The 20163-nt window shown below is 66.4% G+C and carries 18 protein-coding genes and 1 tRNA gene; 17 read left to right on the top strand and 2 right to left on the bottom strand.

Annotated elements, in window-relative coordinates; genetic code table 11:
• Positions 1 to 122 precede the first annotated feature (122 nt).
• The 11 genes from ASF72_RS10545 to ASF72_RS10595 all read left to right on the top strand — a co-directional run bounded on the left by ASF72_RS10545 (position 123) and on the right by ASF72_RS10595 (position 11382).
• Positions 123 to 1478 carry a cation:dicarboxylate symporter family transporter gene (locus tag ASF72_RS10545; protein ID WP_050686061.1) on the top strand — a complete coding sequence of 452 codons (1356 nt, stop codon included), beginning with the start codon at positions 123 to 125 and terminating at the stop codon, positions 1476 to 1478.
• Positions 1479 to 1710: 232 nt separating this feature from the next.
• A complete protein-coding gene (locus ASF72_RS10550; protein WP_050686062.1) occupies positions 1711 to 2610 on the top strand; it encodes a ParA family protein in 900 nt (299 codons plus the stop codon).
• A gap of 7 nt (positions 2611 to 2617) precedes the next feature.
• Positions 2618 to 3436 carry a segregation and condensation protein A gene (locus ASF72_RS10555; RefSeq protein WP_050686063.1) on the top strand — a complete coding sequence of 273 codons (819 nt, stop codon included), beginning with the start codon at positions 2618 to 2620 and terminating at the stop codon, positions 3434 to 3436.
• Positions 3433 to 4089, top strand: a complete 657-nt coding sequence (scpB, locus tag ASF72_RS10560) for an SMC-Scp complex subunit ScpB (RefSeq protein WP_056598710.1) — start codon at positions 3433 to 3435, stop codon at positions 4087 to 4089. Before ASF72_RS10555 ends, scpB begins: the two co-directional genes overlap by 4 nt.
• A gap of 114 nt (positions 4090 to 4203) precedes the next feature.
• Entirely contained in the window at positions 4204 to 5409 is a 1206-nt protein-coding gene (locus ASF72_RS10565) for a pseudouridine synthase (RefSeq protein WP_050686067.1), read from the top strand.
• Between the two features lie 3 nt (positions 5410 to 5412).
• Positions 5413 to 6522, top strand: a complete 1110-nt coding sequence (locus tag ASF72_RS10570) for a prephenate dehydrogenase (protein WP_050686069.1) — start codon at positions 5413 to 5415, stop codon at positions 6520 to 6522.
• The gene (gene cmk / locus ASF72_RS10575) at positions 6522 to 7235 is read left to right on the top strand and encodes a (d)CMP kinase (RefSeq protein WP_056598713.1); all 714 of its coding nucleotides are present in this window, start codon (positions 6522 to 6524) and stop codon (positions 7233 to 7235) included. The genes ASF72_RS10570 and cmk overlap by 1 nt, the downstream gene beginning before the upstream one ends.
• Positions 7236 to 7266: 31 nt before the next feature.
• Positions 7267 to 7962 (top strand): lysophospholipid acyltransferase family protein, encoded by a 696-nt coding sequence (locus ASF72_RS10580; RefSeq protein WP_050686073.1) that lies wholly within the window; start codon positions 7267 to 7269, stop codon positions 7960 to 7962.
• On the top strand, positions 7959 to 9509 hold the full coding sequence (gene der / locus ASF72_RS10585) for a ribosome biogenesis GTPase Der (RefSeq protein WP_056598716.1): 1551 nt from the start codon (positions 7959 to 7961) through the stop codon (positions 9507 to 9509). The genes ASF72_RS10580 and der overlap by 4 nt, the downstream gene beginning before the upstream one ends.
• 147 nt (positions 9510 to 9656) lie before the next feature.
• Positions 9657 to 9733: transfer RNA gene (locus tag ASF72_RS10590), tRNA-Pro, on the top strand.
• Between the two features lie 59 nt (positions 9734 to 9792).
• The gene (locus ASF72_RS10595) at positions 9793 to 11382 is read left to right on the top strand and encodes an ABC-F family ATP-binding cassette domain-containing protein (protein ID WP_056598719.1); all 1590 of its coding nucleotides are present in this window, start codon (positions 9793 to 9795) and stop codon (positions 11380 to 11382) included.
• A 12-nt stretch (positions 11383 to 11394) separates the two neighbouring features.
• Here the strand turns inward: ASF72_RS10595 and ASF72_RS10600 are convergent, their stop codons facing one another.
• A complete protein-coding gene (locus ASF72_RS10600; protein WP_056598722.1) occupies positions 11395 to 12264 on the bottom strand; it encodes an Fpg/Nei family DNA glycosylase in 870 nt (289 codons plus the stop codon).
• A gap of 169 nt (positions 12265 to 12433) precedes the next feature.
• Here ASF72_RS10600 and gcvH point away from each other — a divergent pair, with 169 nt between their 5' ends.
• From gcvH to ASF72_RS10625, 5 genes are all read left to right on the top strand, one after another.
• Positions 12434 to 12820, top strand: coding sequence for a glycine cleavage system protein GcvH (gene gcvH, locus ASF72_RS10605; protein WP_050686078.1), 387 nt, complete (start codon positions 12434 to 12436; stop codon positions 12818 to 12820).
• Positions 12821 to 12977: 157 nt separating this feature from the next.
• Entirely contained in the window at positions 12978 to 13454 is a 477-nt protein-coding gene (locus tag ASF72_RS10610) for an FHA domain-containing protein (protein ID WP_050686079.1), read from the top strand.
• Positions 13455 to 13477: 23 nt separating this feature from the next.
• Entirely contained in the window at positions 13478 to 14194 is a 717-nt protein-coding gene (gene ftsR, locus ASF72_RS10615; protein WP_050686080.1) for a transcriptional regulator FtsR, read from the top strand.
• On the top strand, positions 14194 to 14697 hold the full coding sequence (locus tag ASF72_RS10620) for a bifunctional nuclease family protein (RefSeq protein ID WP_050686081.1): 504 nt from the start codon (positions 14194 to 14196) through the stop codon (positions 14695 to 14697). Before ftsR ends, ASF72_RS10620 begins: the two co-directional genes overlap by 1 nt.
• 233 nt (positions 14698 to 14930) lie before the next feature.
• A complete protein-coding gene (locus tag ASF72_RS10625) occupies positions 14931 to 15524 on the top strand; it encodes a MerR family transcriptional regulator (RefSeq protein ID WP_050686082.1) in 594 nt (197 codons plus the stop codon).
• A gap of 90 nt (positions 15525 to 15614) precedes the next feature.
• Here ASF72_RS10625 and ASF72_RS10630 read toward each other — a convergent pair whose 3' ends face one another.
• The gene (locus ASF72_RS10630; protein ID WP_056598725.1) at positions 15615 to 16433 is read right to left on the bottom strand and encodes a ParA family protein; all 819 of its coding nucleotides are present in this window, start codon (positions 16431 to 16433) and stop codon (positions 15615 to 15617) included.
• A 303-nt stretch (positions 16434 to 16736) separates the two neighbouring features.
• On the opposite strand from ASF72_RS10630, the gene ASF72_RS10635 reads away from it, so the two are divergent.
• The gene (locus ASF72_RS10635; protein WP_050684124.1) at positions 16737 to 20132 is read left to right on the top strand and encodes a pyruvate carboxylase; all 3396 of its coding nucleotides are present in this window, start codon (positions 16737 to 16739) and stop codon (positions 20130 to 20132) included.
• Positions 20133 to 20163 lie beyond the last annotated feature (31 nt).

Genomic DNA, 20163 nt, shown 5'->3' on the forward strand with positions numbered 1-20163 from the left:
ATATGAACGCAACGGTGAGCTGCGTCACGGTGTGCCCAATGATGGATATCACACCGCAAGGACGCCTTGAGCCCAGAATCTGTGCCGCAGCGTCTTCAAGATTATCCATAAGGAGACACATCATGGCCTCTCAACGAGGAGAGTCGCTCGGCACCCCCAAGGCCAAGCGCAAGGGCATCGACAAGTCGCACTACCTTTACATCGCCGTCATCGCCGCCGTAATCCTCGGCGCCGTGGTGGGCCTGATGTTCCCCGAGGTGGGCAAGTCACTCAAGCCCCTCGGCGACGGCTTCATCAAGCTCATCAAGATGATGATCGGCCCGGTCATCTTCTGCACCATCGTCCTTGGCATCGGTTCCATCGCCAAAGCAGCCACGGTGGGCAAGGTGGGCGGCCTGGCCCTTGGCTACTTCGTCCTGATGTCCACGTTCGCCCTGGCCATCGGCCTGGTGGTGGGCAACCTGATCCACCCCGGTGAGGGCCTGAAGCTCACCCCCTACGACCCCACCAAGCCGGCCGCCACCGACCCCACCGTCGCGTTCCTGCTCGGCATCATCCCCGGCGACATTCCGGTGCTGCCCACCCTGCTGGCCGCCATCCTGGTGGGCTTCGCACTCCAGAAGATGGGCCCGCAGGGCGCCCCGATCCTCAAGGCCATCGGCCACGCCCAGACCCTGGTCTTCCGGATCCTCATCATGATCATGTGGCTCGCCCCGATCGGCGCCTTCGGTGCCATCGCCGCCGTCGTCGGCGCCACCGGCTTCCAGGCCATCGTGAGCATGTTCACCCTGATGCTCGCCTTCTACATCACCTGCGCCCTGTTCATCGTCATCATCCTGGGCGGGCTCCTCAAGGTGGTCACCGGCGTGAACATCTTCAAGCTGATGAAGTACCTGGGCCGCGAGTACCTCCTGATCTTCTCCACCTCGTCCTCCGAAGCAGCGCTGCCCCGCCTGATCGCCAAGATGGAACACCTGGGTGTCTCCAAGCCTGTTGTCGGCGTCACGGTTCCCACCGGCTACTCCTTCAACCTCGACGGCACCGCGATCTACCTGACCATGGCATCCTTGTTCGTGGCCAACGCCATGGGCACGCCCCTTGACCTGGGCGCCCAGATCTCCCTCCTGGTCTTTATGATCATCGCCTCCAAGGGTGCAGCCGGCGTCACCGGCGCCGGCCTGGCCACCCTCGCCGCCGGGCTGCAGGCCCACAAGCCCGAACTGCTGGGCGGTGTCGGCATGATTGTTGGCATCGACCGCTTTATGTCCGAGGCCCGCGCCCTGACCAACTTCACCGGCAACGCGGTGGCCACCATCCTGGTGGGCACCTGGGTCAAGGAAATCGACGGCGACCAGGTGGGCCGCGTCCTCTCCGGCGAAGTGCCCTTCGACGAGCAGACCATGATCGCCGGCCACGGCGAAACGGTCCCTGCCGCCGACCCGGGCACCGAAACGAAGCAGGTCCCGGTCAACGCCTGACCAGCAACCCCCCAAGCACCCACCGCCTCCGCAGCCTGAGCTGCGGGGGCGGTGGTGTTTACCGGGAAAACCCCAACCTTCGACCTCAACCAGAAGGTCAAGGCTCAACATCCGGGAAAAGTCAAGTTGCCCGGAAAGCCCTGCCCGCGGCTGTAACCTTGGGAAGAAGAAGGAACGCTGCCGGCCCGTCCGGCGGCAGGACATCAACGTCAGTGAAAGTGTGGATAGATACGTGAGCAGCGAACAGGGTTCGGCAACTCTGGAGGGCACGGAATTCGACCTGGACAACACGGTCATGGGCCCCACCGGGCGTCCGTACCGCGAGTTCCCCGAGCCCGCGCCACTGTCCTCCCACGGTCCGGCGCGGGTCATCGCCATGGTCAACCAGAAAGGCGGAGTGGGTAAAACCACCTCCACCATCAACCTGGCTGCGGCCCTGGCCGAATACGGCCGCCGCGTCCTCCTGGTGGACTTCGACCCGCAGGGCGCCCTGTCGGCAGGATTCGGGATCAACCCGCACGAACTGGACCTCACCGTCTACAACGTCCTGATGGACCGCAAAGTGGACATCCGCGATGCCATCCACCAGACCGGTGTGGAAAACGTCGACCTGCTGCCGGCCAATATCGACCTGTCCGCCGCGGAAGTCCAGTTGGTCAACGAAGTTGCCCGCGAGCAGGTCCTTGACCGTGCCCTGAAGAAGGTCCAGGACGACTACGACGTTGTCCTGATCGACTGCCAGCCGTCCCTGGGCCTGCTGACTGTCAACGCCCTCACCGCCGCGCACGGTGTCATCATTCCACTGATTTGTGAGTTCTTCGCCCTCCGCGCCGTGGCGCTGCTGGTGGAAACCATCGACAAAGTCCAGGACCGGCTCAACCCGCGCCTGCAGGTGGACGGCGTGCTGGCCACCATGTACGACGCCCGCACCCTGCACAGCCGCGAAGTCATCACCCGGCTGGTGGAAGCGTTCGGCGAGAAGGTCTTCGAAACCGTCATCAAGCGCTCCATCAAGTTCGCGGACGCCACGGTGGCAGCTGAGCCCATCACCAGCTACGCCGGCAACCACGTGGGGGCTGACGCCTACCGCCGGCTCGCGAAAGAGCTGATTTCCCGCGGCGGCGCACCCTAGCCACGCCGTGGCCGAAACCAAACCCGGCTTCGAAGTACGGCTTGCCAACTTCACGGGCCCCTTCGACCTGCTCCTGGCCCTGATCGCCAAACACCAACTGGACATCACCGAGGTTGCCATCGCCACGGTGACCGACGAATTCATCAAGTACATCCGCAACCTGCAGCAGCAGGGCGGCGAGTGGGCCCTGGACGAGGCCAGCGAGTTCCTGGTGATCGCCGCGACGCTGCTGGACCTCAAGGCGGCCCGGCTCCTGCCTGCGGGCGAGGTGGAAAACGAGGAAGACGTTGCGCTCCTCGAGGCCCGCGACCTGCTGTTCGCCCGGCTGCTGCAATACAAGGCGTTCAAGCAGGTCGCGTCGCTGCTGGGGGACACCCTGCATGAGGAGGGCCAGCGGTTCCCCCGGCAGGTGGCGCTGGAGGGGCACTTCGCGGCCATGCTGCCCGAACTGGTGTGGAAACACAGTCCCGAACAGTTCGCCGCCCTTGCCGCAGGCGCGCTTAACCCCAAAACGGCCCCGCCCCCGGAGGTGGGCCTGGCCCACCTGCACGGACACGGCAGCAACGTCAGCGTGAAGGAGGAGGCCGAGCGCCTGGGCCTGCGCCTGCGGCAGCAATCACCCCTGACCTTCCGGGAGCTGATCGCCGATGCGGATTCGTCCCTGGTGGTGGTGGCCCGCTTCCTGGCCCTGCTGGAACTGTTCCGGGACAAAGCGGTGTCCTTCGACCAACCGGTGGCGCTGGCCGAACTCGCCGTGCACTGGACCGCCGGTCACGGCGACTGGTCCGCTGAGAATCTGAGCGAAGAATACGAGGAACAACTGTGAACCACGAAGTACCGAACGCCGGAGCCGGTGCGCAGGTCCACGAACTTCCCGGCGGTGCGAAGTCCGCCCTCGAGGCCGTCCTGATGGTCCTGGACCAGCCCGCCACGGAGGAGGAGCTCGCCGCAGGGCTCGAGCTGGACGTCCCCGCCGTCCGCGGCCTGCTCGAAGAACTGCAGCGCGAGTATAACGGTTATACTGTTAAAGCCCCGGATATGGAAAAGGCCAGCATCGCTGGTTTCGGCTCCAGCCCCCGGGGTTTTGAATTGCGGAACATCGCCGGTGGCTGGCGGATCTACTCCCGCACGGACTTCGCCGGCATCGTGGGCAAGTACGTGCTGGATGGACAGACGGCCAGGCTCACGCAGGCGGCATTGGAAACCCTTGCGGTCATCGCGTACCGCCAGCCCGTTTCACGGGCCAGGGTGTCTGCAATTCGCGGGGTCAACGTTGACTCTGTCGTACGGACACTCGCCCAGCGCGGGCTGATTGAGGACTCGGGAACAGATCCCGAGTCCGGCGCCATCCTCTACCGGACAACCTCGTATTTCCTGGAGCGGATGGGCATCGGTTCCGTCGCCGAGCTTCCGCAGCTGTCTCCCCACCTACCGGGGCTGGACGGCATCGCGGAGTTCTACGACGCCGAACGAATGTAGGCGGGGCACGTCCCCGCCTGCGCAAGATTACTCATCAGGGCAGACGAAGTCTGCACGGCTGGTTAGGGTTGTCCTTGGACACCTTTAAGAGCCAAAAACATTGAAGGACGGGTCATGACACAGGCGGGACGCCAGGGTTCACCACGTAACGGTTCGGGACGCAACACTTCCGGACGCAACACCCCCCAGGGGGGCGGCTTCAACGGCGGCTCCCGCGGCGGCGCGCCAAAGCGCGGCGCCGGATTCAACGGCGGCGGCGGGTTTGCCGGCGGCGACCGGCCGCACCGCGCCCCGAAACCGCGCGAGGAACGCTTCGTCGATCCGGACCTCGAGGCCACGGACAGCGGCCGCGGCCCGGACGCGAACCCGGCCAGGCCGGCGTCGCGCAAGCCTGCAGCACGCAAGCCCGGCGCCAAGAAACTGCCCGGCACCCCTGGCGCCCCGAAAGCCAAACCGCGCACCGGCAAGCCCGGCGCAGCCGCGTCACGGGCCTTCGGCAGCGAACGCTTCGGCCAGAACCTGGGCCCGGTCCGCCGGCCCGCCCGGAAGAAAGGCCCCCGAGGCGACGTGCCCCAGTCGGACCTGCACGACTCCGACGGCATCCGCCTGCAGAAAGTCATGGCCCAGGCCGGCGTGGCGTCACGCCGAGTCTGCGAAGAGATGATCGCCGAAGGCCGCGTGGAGGTTGATGGCCAGGTGGTCACCGAACTCGGCGTCCGGATCGACCCCAAGACCGCAGTCATCCACGTGGATGGCCTGCGGATCCAGCTGGACGAAACCCTCTCCTACCTGGTGTTCAACAAGCCCAAGGGCGTTGTGTCCACCATGGAGGATCCTGACGGCCGGCCCTGCATCAGCGACTTCATCCGCCACAACCACGGCGAACGCCTCTTCCATGTAGGCCGCCTCGACGTGGCCACCGAGGGCCTGCTGCTGCTGACCAACGATGGGGAACTCGCCAACCGGCTGACGCACCCCTCCTACGAAGTCCCCAAGACCTACCTGGTGCAGGTCCGCGGGCCGTTCCCCCAGGGCATCGGCGCTGAGCTGAAGGCCGGCGTTGAACTCGAGGACGGCATCGCGTCAGTGGACTCCTTCCGGCTGGTGGACTCCACCCCCGGCCACGTGCTCATCGAAGTGGTGCTCCACTCGGGCAGGAACCGGATTGTCCGGCGCCTGTTCGACGCCGTAGGCTTCCCCGTGCTGCGCCTGGTGCGCGTCAAGGTGGGCCCCATCGGCCTCGGCGACCAGCGCCAGGGCAGCATCCGGAACCTCGGCAAGCAGGAAGTCGGCCACCTGCTGGCATCCGTAGGACTCTGAGGCATGTCCGCTTTCCAAAGCCAGGGCCGCGGGCACCTGGATGGGCCCGTGGTGGTCCTTGGCACGGGACTGCTCGGTGCCAGCATCGGGCTGGGACTGCGGGGCCGCGGGGTTCCCGTGTTCCTCGCGGACCCTTCGCCCACCAACCAGGCTGTGGCCGTGGACATCGGTGCGGGCCGGCCGTTGCCTGAACTGGGCAACGGCAGCCCGCAGCTGGTGGTGGTGGCTGCACCGCCGGACGTCACTGCCGAGGTGGTGGCCGGCGCCCTCGCCGACTACCCGCAGGCAACGGTTGTTGACATCGCCAGCGTGAAGGCGGACATCCTGGCCCGGCTGCGCGCCACCGGCGCGGACCTGTCCCGGTACGTGGGGACCCATCCCATGGCCGGCCGGGAGAAGTCCGGCCCGGTGGCGGCGCGCGGTGAACTTTTCACCTCCATGCCGTGGGTGGTTTGCCCCACCCCGGAAACCTCCGGAACTGCACTGCAGGCGGCCAGGGCCCTTGGCGCCGACCTGGGTGCCGTGGTGTCCCAGTTCACGGCGGACGAGCACGACGCTGCCGTGGCGCTGGTTTCCCACCTGCCCCAGGTGATGTCATCACTGCTGGCCAGCCGGCTCCAGGGGACGCCGCTGCACGCGCTGTCCCTGGCCGGCAACGGGCTCCGCGACGTCACACGCATCGCCGCCAGCGACCCCACCCTGTGGGTTCAGATCCTTGGCGGCAACGCCGCCAAGGTGGTGGAGATCCTCTACGGCGTCCGTGACGACCTGAACCGGCTTATCGGCACCCTTGAGCAGCCCACCGCTCCCGGCGCACGGCTTGACCTTGCCCAGCTCATCAGCGAAGGCAACGCCGGGCAGGCCCGTATCCCGGGCAAGCACGGCGGACCCCCGCAGGCCTACTCCTGGCTCACGGTCCTGGTGGACGACAAACCGGGCCAGATCGCTCAGCTGCTGACCGAAATCGGTGAAATCGGGGTAAACCTTGAGGACCTGCGCCTGGACCACTCGTCCGGACAAAACGTCGGCATGGTGGAATTGTCTGTGTTGCCGAACAAGCACGACCACCTGATCGAAGCCCTTAACGACCGCGGATGGCGGGTACTTTCGTAATGACACAGGAACTTCTCGACACCATGCCCGCGCTCCGCGTGGGCCGGCCGCTGGTAGTTGCCATCGACGGGCCTTCTGGCTCCGGCAAATCCAGCGTCAGCAAGGAAGTGGCGCGCCGGCTCCGCCTTGCCTACCTTGACACCGGCGCGATGTACCGCGCCCTGACCTGGCACTGCGTTGACCAGGGCCTGGACCTGGAGGATGCGGCGGCCGTGGAGCAGGCCTCCCGGGACCTGGTGCTTGAGCTCAGCTCCAGCCCACAGGAGGACTTTGTCCGGGTGCGCGGAACGGACGTCACGGATGCCATCCGGGAGCCGGAAATCTCCGCTGCAGTCAGCGCCGTGGCCACCACTCTCGGCGCCCGGACCGAACTGATCCGCCGCCAGCGGGCGCTGATTGAAAAGCACCACCGCCGCATCGTCGTCGAGGGCAGGGACATCACCACCGTCGTCGCACCCGGCGCCGAAGTCCGGATGCTGCTCACCGCCAGCGAAGAGGCCCGCCTGCGCCGGCGCGGCATCCAGCTGGGCGGCACCCAAAGCGCGGAGCAGCTGGCAGCGCAGGTAACCCACCGCGACGCCAAGGATTCCACGGTGGTCAACTTCACCCAGGCAGCCGACGGCGTGGTGACCCTCGACTCGTCCGACCTGGACTTCGAGGAGACGGTGGATGCCGCCCTGGTGATCGTCACGAAAGTGCTGAACCGTGACTAAGGGCACAGCCGCCGTACCCGCCGGCTGGACCATGTCCTGGAGCCGGCCTGTGGGCTGGGTCCTGGACCACCTCATCTACCGGACCACCATCACCGGCAGGGACAACGTCCCCACCGGCGGCCCGGTGATCTTCGCCGGCAACCACATCAGCTTCCTGGACGGACCCGTGATGTTCGGGGCAGCACCGCGGCCCATGCACATCCTGGTCAAACAGGAAATGTTCAAGGGATTCCTGGGCCGGGTCCTCACCGCGTCCGGGCAGCTTCCCGTGGACCGGTCGGGGGACCGGGCTGCGCTGCAGCGGTGCACCAAACTGCTCGACGCCGGCCGGTGCGTTGGCATCCTGCCGGAAGGAACGCGGGGCAGCGGTGAAGCCGCGGGCATCAGCAGCGGCGTGGCCTGGCTGGCCCTGCAGACCGGCGCCCCGGTGGTGCCGGTCGCCATCCTGGGCACCAGGACCGGGGGCGAACACCTCGACTCAGTGCCCCGGCCGGGCCGGCGGTTGCACGTCAGCTTCGGCGGGGCCCTCACCTTGGGCCGCAGGGCCGGGGAAAGCGGGCGTGCTTCAATGGACAGGGCGGCGCAGGAGATCCGCGCAGCCCTGGCGGGGCACGTCCAGGACGCAGTCCGCCTCAGCGGACAGCGGTTGCCCGGCACCGGGGACCACACAGACTTGACAGCAGTAGCCGGGACGCCGGCAGATCAGACCTTAAGGACAATGCAATGAGCGATACGACTCAAACATCCGGCCACTCCGGCGCCGGCGAAGACGAATACACCCCCACCGGCTCCGACCAGGTGGCCGAGCGGATGGCAGCGATCGGCGACGACGAGGCGGAGCTCCGCGCTGCGTCCCTCCGGGCCGGCCTGGCTGACTACGACCTCGACGAGGACGACGCCGCCCTGCTCAGCGGGGACTACGACGACGCGGACTTTGACGGTCCCGTCCAGCTGGACCCGGTCCTGGCCATCATCGGCCGGCCCAACGTGGGCAAGTCCACGCTGGTCAACCGCATCCTGGGCCGCCGTGAAGCGGTGGTGGAAGACACCCCCGGTGTCACCCGCGACCGCGTGATGTACGCCGCCAACTGGAACGGCCAGAACTTCACCCTGGTGGACACCGGCGGCTGGGAGCACGACGCCCGCGGCATCCACGCCCGCGTTGCCGAGCAGGCCGAAATGGCCGTGGAACTGGCCGACGCCGTGCTCTTTGTGGTGGACTCCGCCGTCGGCGCCACTGCCACGGACGAAGGCGTGATGAAAATGCTGCGCCGCAGCAAGAAGCCCGTCATCATGGTGGCGAACAAGGTGGACGACTTCGCCCAGGAAGCCGACTCGGCAGCACTCTGGGGCCTCGGCTTCGGCGAGCCGTACCCCGTCTCGGCCCTGCACGGCCGCGGCGTCGCGGACCTCCTCGACCACGTGATCGAGACCCTGCCCGAGTTCTCCACCATCGAGGGGGTGGAACGCTCCGGCGGTCCGCGCCGGATCGCCCTGATCGGCCGTCCCAACGTGGGCAAGTCCTCGCTGCTGAACAAGCTGGCCGGCTCCGAGCGCGTGGTGGTGGACAACACCGCCGGCACCACCCGGGACCCGGTTGACGAATTCATCGAACTCGGCGACCGGACCTGGCGGTTTGTTGACACCGCAGGCATCCGCCGCCGCCAGCACATGGCCCAGGGCGCGGATTACTACGCCTCGCTCCGGACCCAGGCTGCCCTCGAAAAAGCCGAGGTCGCCGTGGTGCTCCTGGCCGTGGACGAGGTCCTCAGCGAACAGGACGTCCGCATCCTGCAGCTCGCCATCGAATCCGGCCGGGCCATGGTCCTGGCCTTCAACAAATGGGACCTGCTTGACGATGAACGCCGCAGCTACCTGGAGAAGGAAATCGAACGGGACCTGGCCCACGTTGCCTGGGCTCCGCGCGTCAACATCTCCGCGCTGACCGGCTGGCACAAGGACCGTCTGGTGCCTGCCCTGGACCTGGCCCTGGAAAGCTGGGACAAGCGCATCCCCACAGGCCGCCTCAACGCCTTCCTCGGCGAACTCGTGGCCGCCCACCCGCACCCCGTCCGCGGCGGCAAGCAGCCCCGCATCCTCTTCGGCACCCAGGCCTCCAGCAGGCCGCCGAAGTTTGTGCTGTTCACCACCGGATTCCTGGATCCGGGCTACCGCCGCTTCATCACCCGCCGGCTCCGGGAAACGTTTGGCTTCGAAGGAACACCGATCGAGGTCAACATGCGTGTCCGGGAAAAACGCGGCAAGAAGCGTTAATTCCGACACACCTGGAAGGCAACAGCCGGAAAGTGTCACAGGCACCCTCCGGAATCGTGTAAGCTCTTCTAGGTGGTTCGGCCGGACTGCTGATGGAAATCCTGAAGGAATTCGGGGTGGACATACAGCGGAGAACGGCGGAACCAGCGGGCTGTAGCGCAGCTTGGTAGCGCACTTGACTGGGGGTCAAGGGGTCGCAGGTTCAAATCCTGTCAGCCCGACCAAATAAGGAAAAAGCACCCGAACATCGGGTGCTTTTTCCGTTTAAGCAGGAAGGACCGCAGTGAGCCTGGTTCGATTGAACGATGTCCACGTCCGTTTCGAGAACACGCAGATCCTGCGCGAGGCGTTTTTCCGCCTCGACGCCAAAGACCGGGTTGGCCTGATCGGCCGGAACGGCTCCGGCAAAACCACGCTGCTCAAACTCGTCCTGGACCAGGTGGAACCCGAGTCCGGTACCGTATCCGTGGATGAGGGCATCCGGATCGGGTACTTTTCCCAGTTCTCCGAACTGGACGGCACCGCCACCATCACCGAGGTCCTTGACGCCCTGTTCGTCGAGGTCCACGAAGTCGAGGCCGAACTGGCAGCCATCGACGCCGCGATCGCCGCCGATCCCGCAGGCGGCCCTGAGCAGGACCGGCTGATTGTCCGGCAGGCCGAACTGTTCGAAGCCATGGACCGGCTCGACGGGTGGGACTACCACCGGAAGATCGACCAGGCCCTGACCAAGCTCGGTTTTGTGGAAGCGCACCGGAGCTGCGCCATCGACGACCTCTCCGGCGGCTGGCGTAACCGCGCGGCCCTCGCCAGGATCATCCTGGAGGAACCGGACGTCCTGCTCCTGGATGAACCCACCAACTTCCTGGACATCCAGGGGGTGGAATGGCTGGAAGCGTGGTTCCGCGATTTCAAGGGCGCAGCCATCATCGTCTCCCACGACCGGAAGTTCCTTGACTCCGTCGCCACCCGCATCGTGGAAGTGGAGAACTTCCACCTCCACGAATACCCCGGAAACTTCGCCGAGTACGTCGTCACAAAACAGTTCCGGCTCAAGAGCCTCGAGGCCCAGTTTGTGCACGAATCCGAGCTGCTGGCCTTTGAAGCGGAGGGCATCGCCGACAGGCGCGAGGCCGCCAAAGCCGCCAGCAAGGGACTGAACAAACAGCTGGCCGGCATCAGGAAATCCCGGGCGCCTCGTCCCGTGGACGAAATCATCACCGAAATCTACCGCGGCCTGCACGTCAAGGACGTGCTGTGCCGGGTCAACGGGCTGGGCAAAGGGTACGGGGACCGCACGCTGTTCGCCGGCCTCGACTTCGAGGTCCGCCGCCGGAACCGGATCGTGGTGCGGGGCGCCAACGGCAGCGGCAAAAGCACCCTGCTGCGCGTCCTCACCGGCGAGGAAACAGCTGACACGGGCACCGTAGCCTGGGCTGCCGGCGCCAAAGTCATCTCCTACAACCAGGTCCTCGAAGACCTGGACGACGACGACACCCTCACCCACGCGGTCAACGCCATGCCCGACAGCCTGGCCCTCACCGCCACGCGCAAGTCGGTGGGACGCTTCCTGACCATGTTCCAGTTCTCCGAGGCGGACAAGAAGAAGCGCATCCGTGAACTGTCCGGCGGGCAGCGGGCCCGCGTCGCCATGGCCCAATGCCTGCTGTCCGGGGCGGCCGTGCTGCTCCTCGACGAGCCCACCAACCATTTGGACCTGCCCAGCACCCAGGTGATGGAACGCGCCCTGCTGCACTTCCCGGGCGCCGTGGTGGTGGTGAGCCACGACAGGTTCTTCACGGACAAGATCGCCAACCAGCTGATTGTGTTTGGCGGGGCAGCGGACGGAACCGTGGAAGTCCGGGCCGCCTAGTACCTCCGGGGTTTACTTCAGGAACTTCGACGTCCGGCGGTCTGCCAGGATCTTGCCCTTGGTCTGGCACGTGGGGCAGTACTGCAGGGCAGTGTCCGCGAAGGAGACCTCGCGGACGGTGTCCCCGCATACCGGGCAGGGCAGCCCGGTCCTGGCATGGACCCGCAGGTGGCTTCTTTTGACGTCCTTGAGGTCCTGCGGCGGCTTGCCCCGGGCCTCGGCCAGCGCCGCACCGAGGATGGTGTGGATGGCAGCGAACAGGGCAGCCACCTCGTCGGCAGCCAGGGACTTGGCGATCGCGAACGGTGAAATGCGCGCGGCATGCAGGATCTCGTCGCTGTAGGCGTTACCGATCCCGGCAATAATGCCCTGGCTTCGAAGGACCCCCTTGATCTGCTGCGGACTTGCCCGCAGGATCTCCGCAAAGGTGCCGGCGTCGAACCCTGTACTGAACGGATCCGGCCCCAACGAAGCGATACCCGGCACCTCCTGGGGGTCACGCACCACGTAGACGGCAAGGCTCTTGCGCGTACCGGCCTCGGTCAGGTCAAAGCCGTGGGGACCGTCCGGACCCTCGAACGCCAGCCGTGCGGCAATGTAGCCCTTGCCCTGCTTCAGCCGGCCGGCTGCGGGGGAGTCGGTGAAACGGACCCACCCTGCACGGGCCAGGTGGAACACCAGGGACAGGCCACCGGCATCGATGCTGACGAACTTCCCGAACCGGCGCACACCGTCCACCGTCCGGCCTTCCAGCGCCGTATACGGCGGGTCGGCCGTCTTGAGGACCGCGAACGACACAATCTGCACCGAGGACACCACGGCGCCCCGAAGGTGCTCGTCCAGGAATCCGGCCAGGCCGGCCACTTCCGGCATCTCCGGCATGTCCTACCGGCCCGGTTCCGGGCAGCGGGTGCGGGCGCGTCCACTCATGGGTCCCATCTTGTCGCAAAAGCCCCGCGAATGCAGCCACCGGATATGCCTATACTTTCACCGGCGGTCCGTTTCAGGGCCGGCGTTGACCTTGGTGTCCGAGCCGATTGAAAGGCCCCTGATGAGCAACATTCCCGAAGAGCTGTCCTACACCGCCGAACACGAGTGGGTCACCGCTCCCAACGCCGAGGGCGTGGTCCGGGTAGGCATCACCGACTTCGCGCAGGACGCGCTGGGTGACGTGGTGTATGCCCAACTGCCCGAAGCCGGCACCAAAGTTACGGCGAACGAAGTGGTGGGCGAGGTTGAATCCACCAAAAGCGTCAGCGACATCTACGCTCCCGTCAGCGGCGAAGTGGTGGCCCGCAACGAGTCGTTGGACAGTGATTCGGCCCTGATCAACACCGATCCCTATGGTGACGGCTGGCTCATCGAGGTCAAACTTGCCGAAGCGGACGCCGTTGAGTCGTTGCTCAGTGCATCCGAGTACGAACAGCAGGTAGGCTAAAGCCAACCGGTAAATCCGGTCCGGCCCCAGCGTTCCAGGCACGGCGTCTCCGCACGTCAGCTACAGGATGGGGTGCCGGAGCCGGACCTGCTGGGCAGAGCCGGTGGGTAATCGTTGGAAGCGGGCGCGCGCCCGCTGCGGAAATGAGGAGGAATCCATGGCTGGCCACACACAGAACCCTGCCGACGGGGAATACGGCACGGGTGCGGCTGGAGCGTCGGAGACCACCTCGATCCATCTCACACCGGTGGCGGACGAGCCCACCATAGCCCCGAAACTCTCCACCGAGGAACGCTCCTCCGTGGAAGCGCTGCCCGCGTTCTCGGCATTGCTCGTGGCGCACAGCGGCCCCAACGCCGGTGCCCGTTTCCTGCTGGATTCGGACGTCACCACCGCCGGACGTCACCCGGACGCTGATATTTTCCTTGACGACGTCACGGTCTCCCGGCGGCACGTCGAGTTCCGCCGCACCGCCAAAAGCTTCGAAGTGGTGGACCGCAACAGCCTGAACGGCACGTACGTCAACCACGACCGGGTGGACAGTGTGGAGCTCAAGTCCGGCAGCGAAGTCCAGATCGGCAAATTCCGCCTCACCTTCTACCTGAGCCCTGCCAGCGCTGCAGGCCGCAGCTGACCCGGGGACCACTGCCTGTGGCAATGGCACAACCCGAACGCCGGGGACCCCAGGTCCTGAACATCGGCGAAGTCCTCGCGCAGCTCAGCGGGGACTTCCCCGGCATGACCGCGTCCAAAATCCGGTTCCTTGAAGAAAAGGGACTTATCAACCCGCGGCGCACCCCCGCAGGTTACCGTCAGTATTCCGATGGCGACGTTGAGCGGCTCCGGTTTGTCCTGGCCCTGCAGCGGGACCAGTACCTCCCCCTGAAAGTCATCAAGGACTACCTTGACGCCATTGACAGGGGAGAGCGGCCGGAAAACCTGCCGCCCGGTGTTGTGGTCTCACCCCGGATCGTCTCCGACGAACTCGCTGCCGAGCTGCAGAACCGAGGCCGGACCCTGACTGAGGAACAGCTCCGCACCGAATCCGGTGCCAGCGTTCCCCTCCTTCAGTCGCTCCTGAGCTTTGGCCTGATCACCCACACCGGTGGCCGGTTCGAGGAACATGCCCTCCAGGTGGCCCGCGCCTGTGTGCAGCTGGAAAGCCACGGGCTCGAACCCCGCCACCTGCGGCCGTTCCAGGCCGCGGCCGAACGCGAGTTCGGGCTCGTGGAGCGCGTTGTCGCCCCGCTGGCATCCCGGAAGGACGCCGCGTCGCAGGCCCGGGCCGCCGAAGCCGCCCGCGAAATCAGCGACCTCTGCCTCACCCTCCACCGCGCCCTGGTGCAGGACCACATCTCCCGCATGGACATCTGATGATTGAAGTGGAAATCGTGGGCGTGCGGATCGAACTGCCCTCCAACCAGCCCCTGGTACTGCTCCGGGAAATCCACGGGGAACGCCACGTACCCATCTGGATCGGCACCCCTGAGGCGAGTGCCATTGCGCTGGCGCAGCAGGGAGTGGTCCCGCCCCGGCCCATGACCCATGACCTCCTGGTGGACGTGGTGGAATCCCTGGGCCACGCCGTGGTCAGCGTCAACATCGTTGCCGTTGAGGACAACATCTTCTACGGCCAGCTCCAGTTCGACAATGGGACCACCGTCAGTTCCCGGGCATCGGACGCCCTGGCCGTGGCGCTCCGGGCGAAATGCCGCATCTGGTGTGCCGACTCCGTGATGGATGAGGCGGGCGTGCGGATCACCGAACACGATGAGGGTGAGGACACCCAGCCGGGACCCACCGCCGACGAGGAGCGCGAGCTACGCCGGTTCCGGGAGTTCCTTGACGACGTGGAACCCGAGGATTTCGACAGCTGAAGGTCACGTTAAGGTTAAAGTTGAGGCTGAAAGTTTCGACACGCCTGCGCAAAGCCGTCAACGTCTTTGACCTTGTGCCCTGCCGGGCCTAACGTCGAAGTATCAAGTTCCCATTGCTTACGGCAGCCGGGCAAGTCACACTGGAAAGTGCGCCCTGCGGAAATTACATTCATGGCCTTTGTGCCTGATGACGCTGCAGTTGTTCCCGGGAGCGCACAACAAGGAGGATCCAGGTGAGTCCCAAAGGCGAATCAGGCGGGCTGAAACAGCCCACTGCCGGCGTTGCTCTGCCCGTCAGCGGAGCCCAGGGACTCCTGTTCACGGAGGATCTCCCGGTCCTGGACGAGGACGCGGGCTACCGCGGCCCTACGGCGTGCAAGGCCGCTGGCATCACCTACCGCCAGCTGGACTATTGGGCCCGCACCGGGTTGGTGGAACCCGCTGTCCGAGGCGCCGCCGGCTCCGGTTCCCAGCGCCTTTATGGCTTCCGGGACATCCTGGTCCTGAAAGTGGTCAAGCGGCTCCTGGACACCGGGGTTTCGCTGCAGCAGATCCGCACAGCGGTGGAACACCTGCGGGAGCGCGGAGTGGAGGACCTGGCCCAGATCACGCTCATGAGCGACGGCGCCAGCGTCTACGAGTGCACCTCAGCGGACGAAGTCATTGATCTTGTACAGGGCGGCCAGGGGGTGTTCGGCATCGCCGTGGGCCGCGTCTGGCGTGAGGTGGAAGGCAGTCTCGCTTCCCTTCCCAGCGAACACGCCGCCGAACAGTCCTTTCCCGACGACGAACTGAGTAAACGCCGGGCGGCACGGAAGATCAGCTGATACCAGGCTGGAACCCGGCCAACCAGGCAACGAGAAAGGGCCGCTCATTGGAGCGGCCCTTTCTCGTTGCCTGGGTGCAGTGCGGGGTTGTCAGCGCGCGCGGCTCCGCAGGCCGGCTCCTGCTGCCATCAGGTTCGCCAGCAGGTCGTCAAAAAGCAGGGCGGCGGACTTGGCGGAATCACCGGGCCAGTGGTGCACCGGATGGGCGGCGCCCTGGATCTGCTGCCAGTTGGCCTGCTCCGGAATCCGGGGGCTCAGCAGGAGGTCGCCGAACATTGATTCCATTTCCGCGAGGCGGTAGGTGTGTTCGGATGACCCGGACCGGACCCGGTTGGCCACGATCCCGGCGGGGGAGAGGTTGGGGGCGAACTCGCGGCGGAAGAGCTGGATGGCGCGCATGGTGCGTTCCGTTCCGGCCACCGAGAACAGGCCCGGCTCGGCCACCAGGGCCACTTTGTCGCTGGCTGACCAGGCCATCCTGGTCAGGCCGTTAAGCGACGGCGGGCAATCGATCAGCACCAGCTCGTAGGTCCCGGCGCCGGTCAGCACCGTTGACAGCCTGCGGAGGTCGCGCCGGCCAAGATCAGGCCGGTCGTAGATGCCCGTATAAGCGGAGCCCACCGCAACATCGAGCACGGCGGGGCCGGCACCGTTGCTCTTGGCCCGGGCGGTCCAGCCGCTGCCCACCACGTTCTCCGCAAGCCTGGCGCGGCGGGGGCTTTTCAGCATCCGGCCGATGTCCAGCTGGCCGTCCTGCTGGACGCCGAGGGCGGTGGTGGCGTCCGCGTGCGGATCAAGGTCCACAACCAGCGTGCGGATGCCCGCGGCCAGGGCCGCAGACGCCAATCCTGTGGTGACGGAAGTCTTACCGACTCCACCCTTAAGGCTGCTGATGCTGACTACTTGCACTGGAAGACCAAAACCTAACGCCGGATGCCGTGTTGGGAGCAGAGATGCTCCGGCGGAGCCGAAGCAGGGCAGCCCTGCTGCCCCAACCATCATATGTTGACGGCCGGGCTAATCTTGCGTTCAGCAGGCCCCGGGCATGGCACCGGTGCCCATAGCCGGGAGCCGGTACTTTTGGGCCCGGTGGAAGCGGCGAGGAGATGACGGCGAAATCTGTGACGGTTGCCACAAAGATTTGTGTTTGGCGGCAACGGTCCTAGACACTGTGACCACTCACCGATCCACCCGCGATGATGCAGGAGAAGTATGTTTTCCAAGATTCTGGTGGCCAACCGCGGCGAAATCGCGATCAGGGCCTTCCGCGCCAGCTACGAGCTGGGCGCCAAGACCGTTGCTGTGTTTCCCAACGAGGACCGCAACTCGATCCACCGCCAGAAGGCCGATGAGGCCTACCTCATTGGCGAGCAGGGACACCCCGTCCGGGCCTACCTGGACGTTGCCGAAGTTGTACGGGTGGCCAAGGAGTCCGGTGCGGACGCCATCTACCCCGGCTACGGCTTCCTTTCCGAGAACCCGGACCTGGCCCGCGCGGCAAAAGAAGCGGGCATCACCTTTGTTGGGCCGCCCGCCGAGGTCCTGGAGCTCGCCGGCAACAAGGTCGCAGCCCTGAAGGCTGCCAAGGAAGCCGGCGTGCCCGTCCTTAAGTCCAGCGAGCCGTCCAAGGACCTCGACGAACTGATCGCCGCCGCCGACGAAATCGGCTTCCCCATCTTCGCCAAGGCCGTGGCCGGCGGCGGCGGCCGCGGCATGCGGCGCGTCGACACCCGTGAAGCGCTTCCGGAAGCTCTCCAGGCAGCCATGCGCGAGGCGGACGCCGCATTCGGGGACCCCACCATGTTCCTCGAACAGGCAGTCCTGCGGCCCCGCCACATTGAAGTGCAGATCCTCGCGGACGCTGAGGGCAACGTGATGCACCTCTTCGAGCGTGACTGTTCCATCCAGCGCCGGCACCAGAAGGTCATCGAGATCGCCCCGGCCCCCAACCTGGATGAAGGCATCCGCCAGGCCCTCTACCGGGACGCCGTAAAATTTGCCCGCGCCCTGAACTACGTCAACGCCGGAACCGTCGAGTTCCTGGTGGACACCGTGGGCGAACGCGCCGGACAGCACGTGTTCATCGAGATGAACCCCCGCATCCAGGTGGAGCACACCGTGACGGAGGAAGTCACGGATGTGGACCTGGTCCAGGCCCAGCTGCGGATCGCCGCCGGCGAAACCCTCGCGGACCTCGGCCTGTCCCAGGAAACCGTCCAGCTCAAGGGCGCCGCCCTGCAGAGCCGCATCACCACCGAGGACCCGGCCAACGGGTTCCGGCCCGACGTCGGAAAGATCACCGGTTACCGTTCCGCCGGTGGCGCAGGCGTAAGGCTCGACGGCGGCACCGTCTACTCGGGTGCCGAAATCAGCCCCCATTTCGACTCCATGCTGGTTAAGCTCACCTGCCGCGGCCGGGACTACCCTGCTGCCGTGGCCCGGGCCCGCCGGGCCCTCGCGGAGTTCCGGATCCGTGGCGTCTCCACCAACATTTCGTTCCTGCAGGCGGTGCTGGACGATCCCGACTTCATCGCCGGCAACGTGGCCACCAGCTTCATCGACGAACGCCCGGAGCTCCTGAAGGCCCGCGTCTCCGCTGACCGCGGCACCAAGCTCCTGACGTGGCTGGCAGATGTGACAGTCAACAAGCCCAACGGCGAACTGAAGGTCCACTCGAACCCGGCAGACAAGCTTCCCGCCGTCAAGGGCCTGCCGGCGGCACCCGGTTCCCGCCAGAAACTCCAGGAGCTCGGACCCGAGGGGTTCGCCGCGTCGCTGCGGGCGCAAAACGCCGTCGCCGTCACGGACACCACGTTCCGCGACGCGCACCAGTCGTTGCTGGCCACCCGTGTCCGCACCCGCGACCTGGTGGCAGCCGGACCCGCCGTCACGGCGCTCCTGCCGGAACTGCTCTCCGTTGAGGCCTGGGGCGGTGCAACCTACGACGTTGCCCTGCGCTTCCTCGGCGAGGACCCCTGGGACCGGCTGGCGGCCCTGCGCAAGGCGCTGCCCAACGTCTGCCTGCAGATGCTGCTCCGCGGCCGGAACACCGTGGGTTACACCCCGTACCCGGAAGAGGTGACCGAAGCCTTCGTTAACGAAGCGGCTGCCACCGGCATCGACATCTTCCGGATCTTCGATGCGCTCAATGACGTCAGCCAGATGGCCCCGGCCATCCGCGCCGTCCGGGCCACCGGAACCGCCGTGGCCGAAGTGGCACTCTGCTACACCTCGGACATGCTCGACCCGGCGGAGACGCTCTACACGCTTGACTATTACCTGGCCCTGGCGCAGAAGATCGTCGACGCCGGCGCTCACATCCTCGCCATCAAGGACATGGCCGGCCTGCTGCGCCCTGCCGCCGCAGCCAAACTCGTCACCGCCCTTCGCGAGCGGTTCGACCTGCCGGTGCACCTGCACACCCACGACACCGCAGGCGGCCAGCTGGCCACGCTCCTGGCGGCCGTGGACGCCGGTGTGGACGCCGTGGATGTGGCCTCCGCATCCCTGGCAGGCACCACCAGCCAGCCTTCCGCTTCGGCCCTGGTCGCGGCGCTGGCCCACACGCCCCGCGACACCGGGCTCAGCCTGGCCGCCGTCAGCTCGCTGGAGCCGTACTGGGAGGCGGTCCGCCGCGTCTACGCCCCGTTCGAATCCGGCCTGCCGGGCCCCACAGGGCGCGTGTACCAGCACGAGATCCCCGGCGGCCAGCTCTCCAACCTCCGCCAGCAGGCAATGGCCCTGGGCCTGGGGGAGCGTTTCGAAGCCATCGAGGACATGTACACCGCTGCGGACCGCATCCTGGGCCGCCTGGTGAAGGTCACGCCGTCGTCCAAGGTGGTCGGTGACCTGGCCCTGCACCTGGTGGGCCTGAACGCCGACCCGGCGGACTTCAACGAAAACCCGCAGAACTACGACATCCCCGATTCCGTCATTGGCTTCCTGTCCGGCGAACTGGGGGATCCTCCCGGTGGCTGGCCGGAGCCGTTCCGCACCAAGGCACTCCAGGGCCGGGCCGTGAAGGTCCGGGACGTGGAGCTCAGCGCCGAGGACAGCGCGGCGCTGAAGGCGGATTCCAAAACCCGCCAGCACACGCTGAACCGGCTCCTGTTCGCAGGCCCCACCAAGGACTACCTCAAGAGCGTCGAAACCTTCGGCAACATCTCGGTCCTGGATACCCGCGACTACCTGTACGGGCTGCAGCAGGGCACCGAACACGAGATCACGCTGGAGCGCGGCGTCCGGCTGATCGCTTCCCTCGAAGCAGTCTCGGAGCCGGATGAGAAGGGCATGCGCACCGTGATGTGCACCCTCAACGGCCAGTCCCGGCCCGTGGTGGTAAGGGACCGGTCAGTGGTGAGCAACGTCAAGGCTGCCGAGAGGGCAGACCCGGCCCAGCAGGGCCACGTCGCAGCGCCGTTCGCCGGCGCCGTAACGGTGACCGTGAAGGCCGGTGACACCGTCAGCGCCGGGGATACCGTCGCCACCATCGAAGCCATGAAGATGGAGGCGTCCATCACGACGCCGGTGGGCGGCACTGTTTCACGGCTCGCCATCTCCGCGGTGGAGCAGGTCCAGGGCGGGGACCTGCTGCTCGTCATCGCCTAGGCAGCAAAAAAGCGCGGGGCCACGTGAGGTG

Origin of the sequence: Arthrobacter sp. Leaf141 (genome assembly GCF_001424565.1) — a bacterium.
In the GTDB taxonomy this organism is placed as follows: Bacteria; Actinomycetota; Actinomycetes; order Actinomycetales; family Micrococcaceae; genus Arthrobacter.

Bases quoted from the DNA above. Each gene is read 5' to 3' on its own strand.
- ASF72_RS10545 (WP_050686061.1), top strand. From the start codon at position 123: ATGGCCTCTCAACGAGGAGAGTCGCTCGGCACCCCCAAGGCCAAGCGC.
- ASF72_RS10565 (WP_050686067.1), top strand. From the start codon at position 4,204: ATGACACAGGCGGGACGCCAGGGTTCACCACGTAACGGTTCGGGACGC.
- ASF72_RS10570 (WP_050686069.1), top strand. From the start codon at position 5,413: ATGTCCGCTTTCCAAAGCCAGGGCCGCGGGCACCTGGATGGGCCCGTG.
- cmk (WP_056598713.1), top strand. From the start codon at position 6,522: ATGACACAGGAACTTCTCGACACCATGCCCGCGCTCCGCGTGGGCCGG.
- ASF72_RS10580 (WP_050686073.1), top strand. From the start codon at position 7,267: ATGTCCTGGAGCCGGCCTGTGGGCTGGGTCCTGGACCACCTCATCTAC.
- der (WP_056598716.1), top strand. From the start codon at position 7,959: ATGAGCGATACGACTCAAACATCCGGCCACTCCGGCGCCGGCGAAGAC.
- ASF72_RS10600 (WP_056598722.1), bottom strand. From the start codon at position 12,264: ATGCCGGAGATGCCGGAAGTGGCCGGCCTGGCCGGATTCCTGGACGAG.
- gcvH (WP_050686078.1), top strand. From the start codon at position 12,434: ATGAGCAACATTCCCGAAGAGCTGTCCTACACCGCCGAACACGAGTGG.
- ASF72_RS10610 (WP_050686079.1), top strand. From the start codon at position 12,978: ATGGCTGGCCACACACAGAACCCTGCCGACGGGGAATACGGCACGGGT.
- ftsR (WP_050686080.1), top strand. From the start codon at position 13,478: ATGGCACAACCCGAACGCCGGGGACCCCAGGTCCTGAACATCGGCGAA.
- ASF72_RS10620 (WP_050686081.1), top strand. From the start codon at position 14,194: ATGATTGAAGTGGAAATCGTGGGCGTGCGGATCGAACTGCCCTCCAAC.
- ASF72_RS10635 (WP_050684124.1), top strand. From the start codon at position 16,737: ATGTTTTCCAAGATTCTGGTGGCCAACCGCGGCGAAATCGCGATCAGG.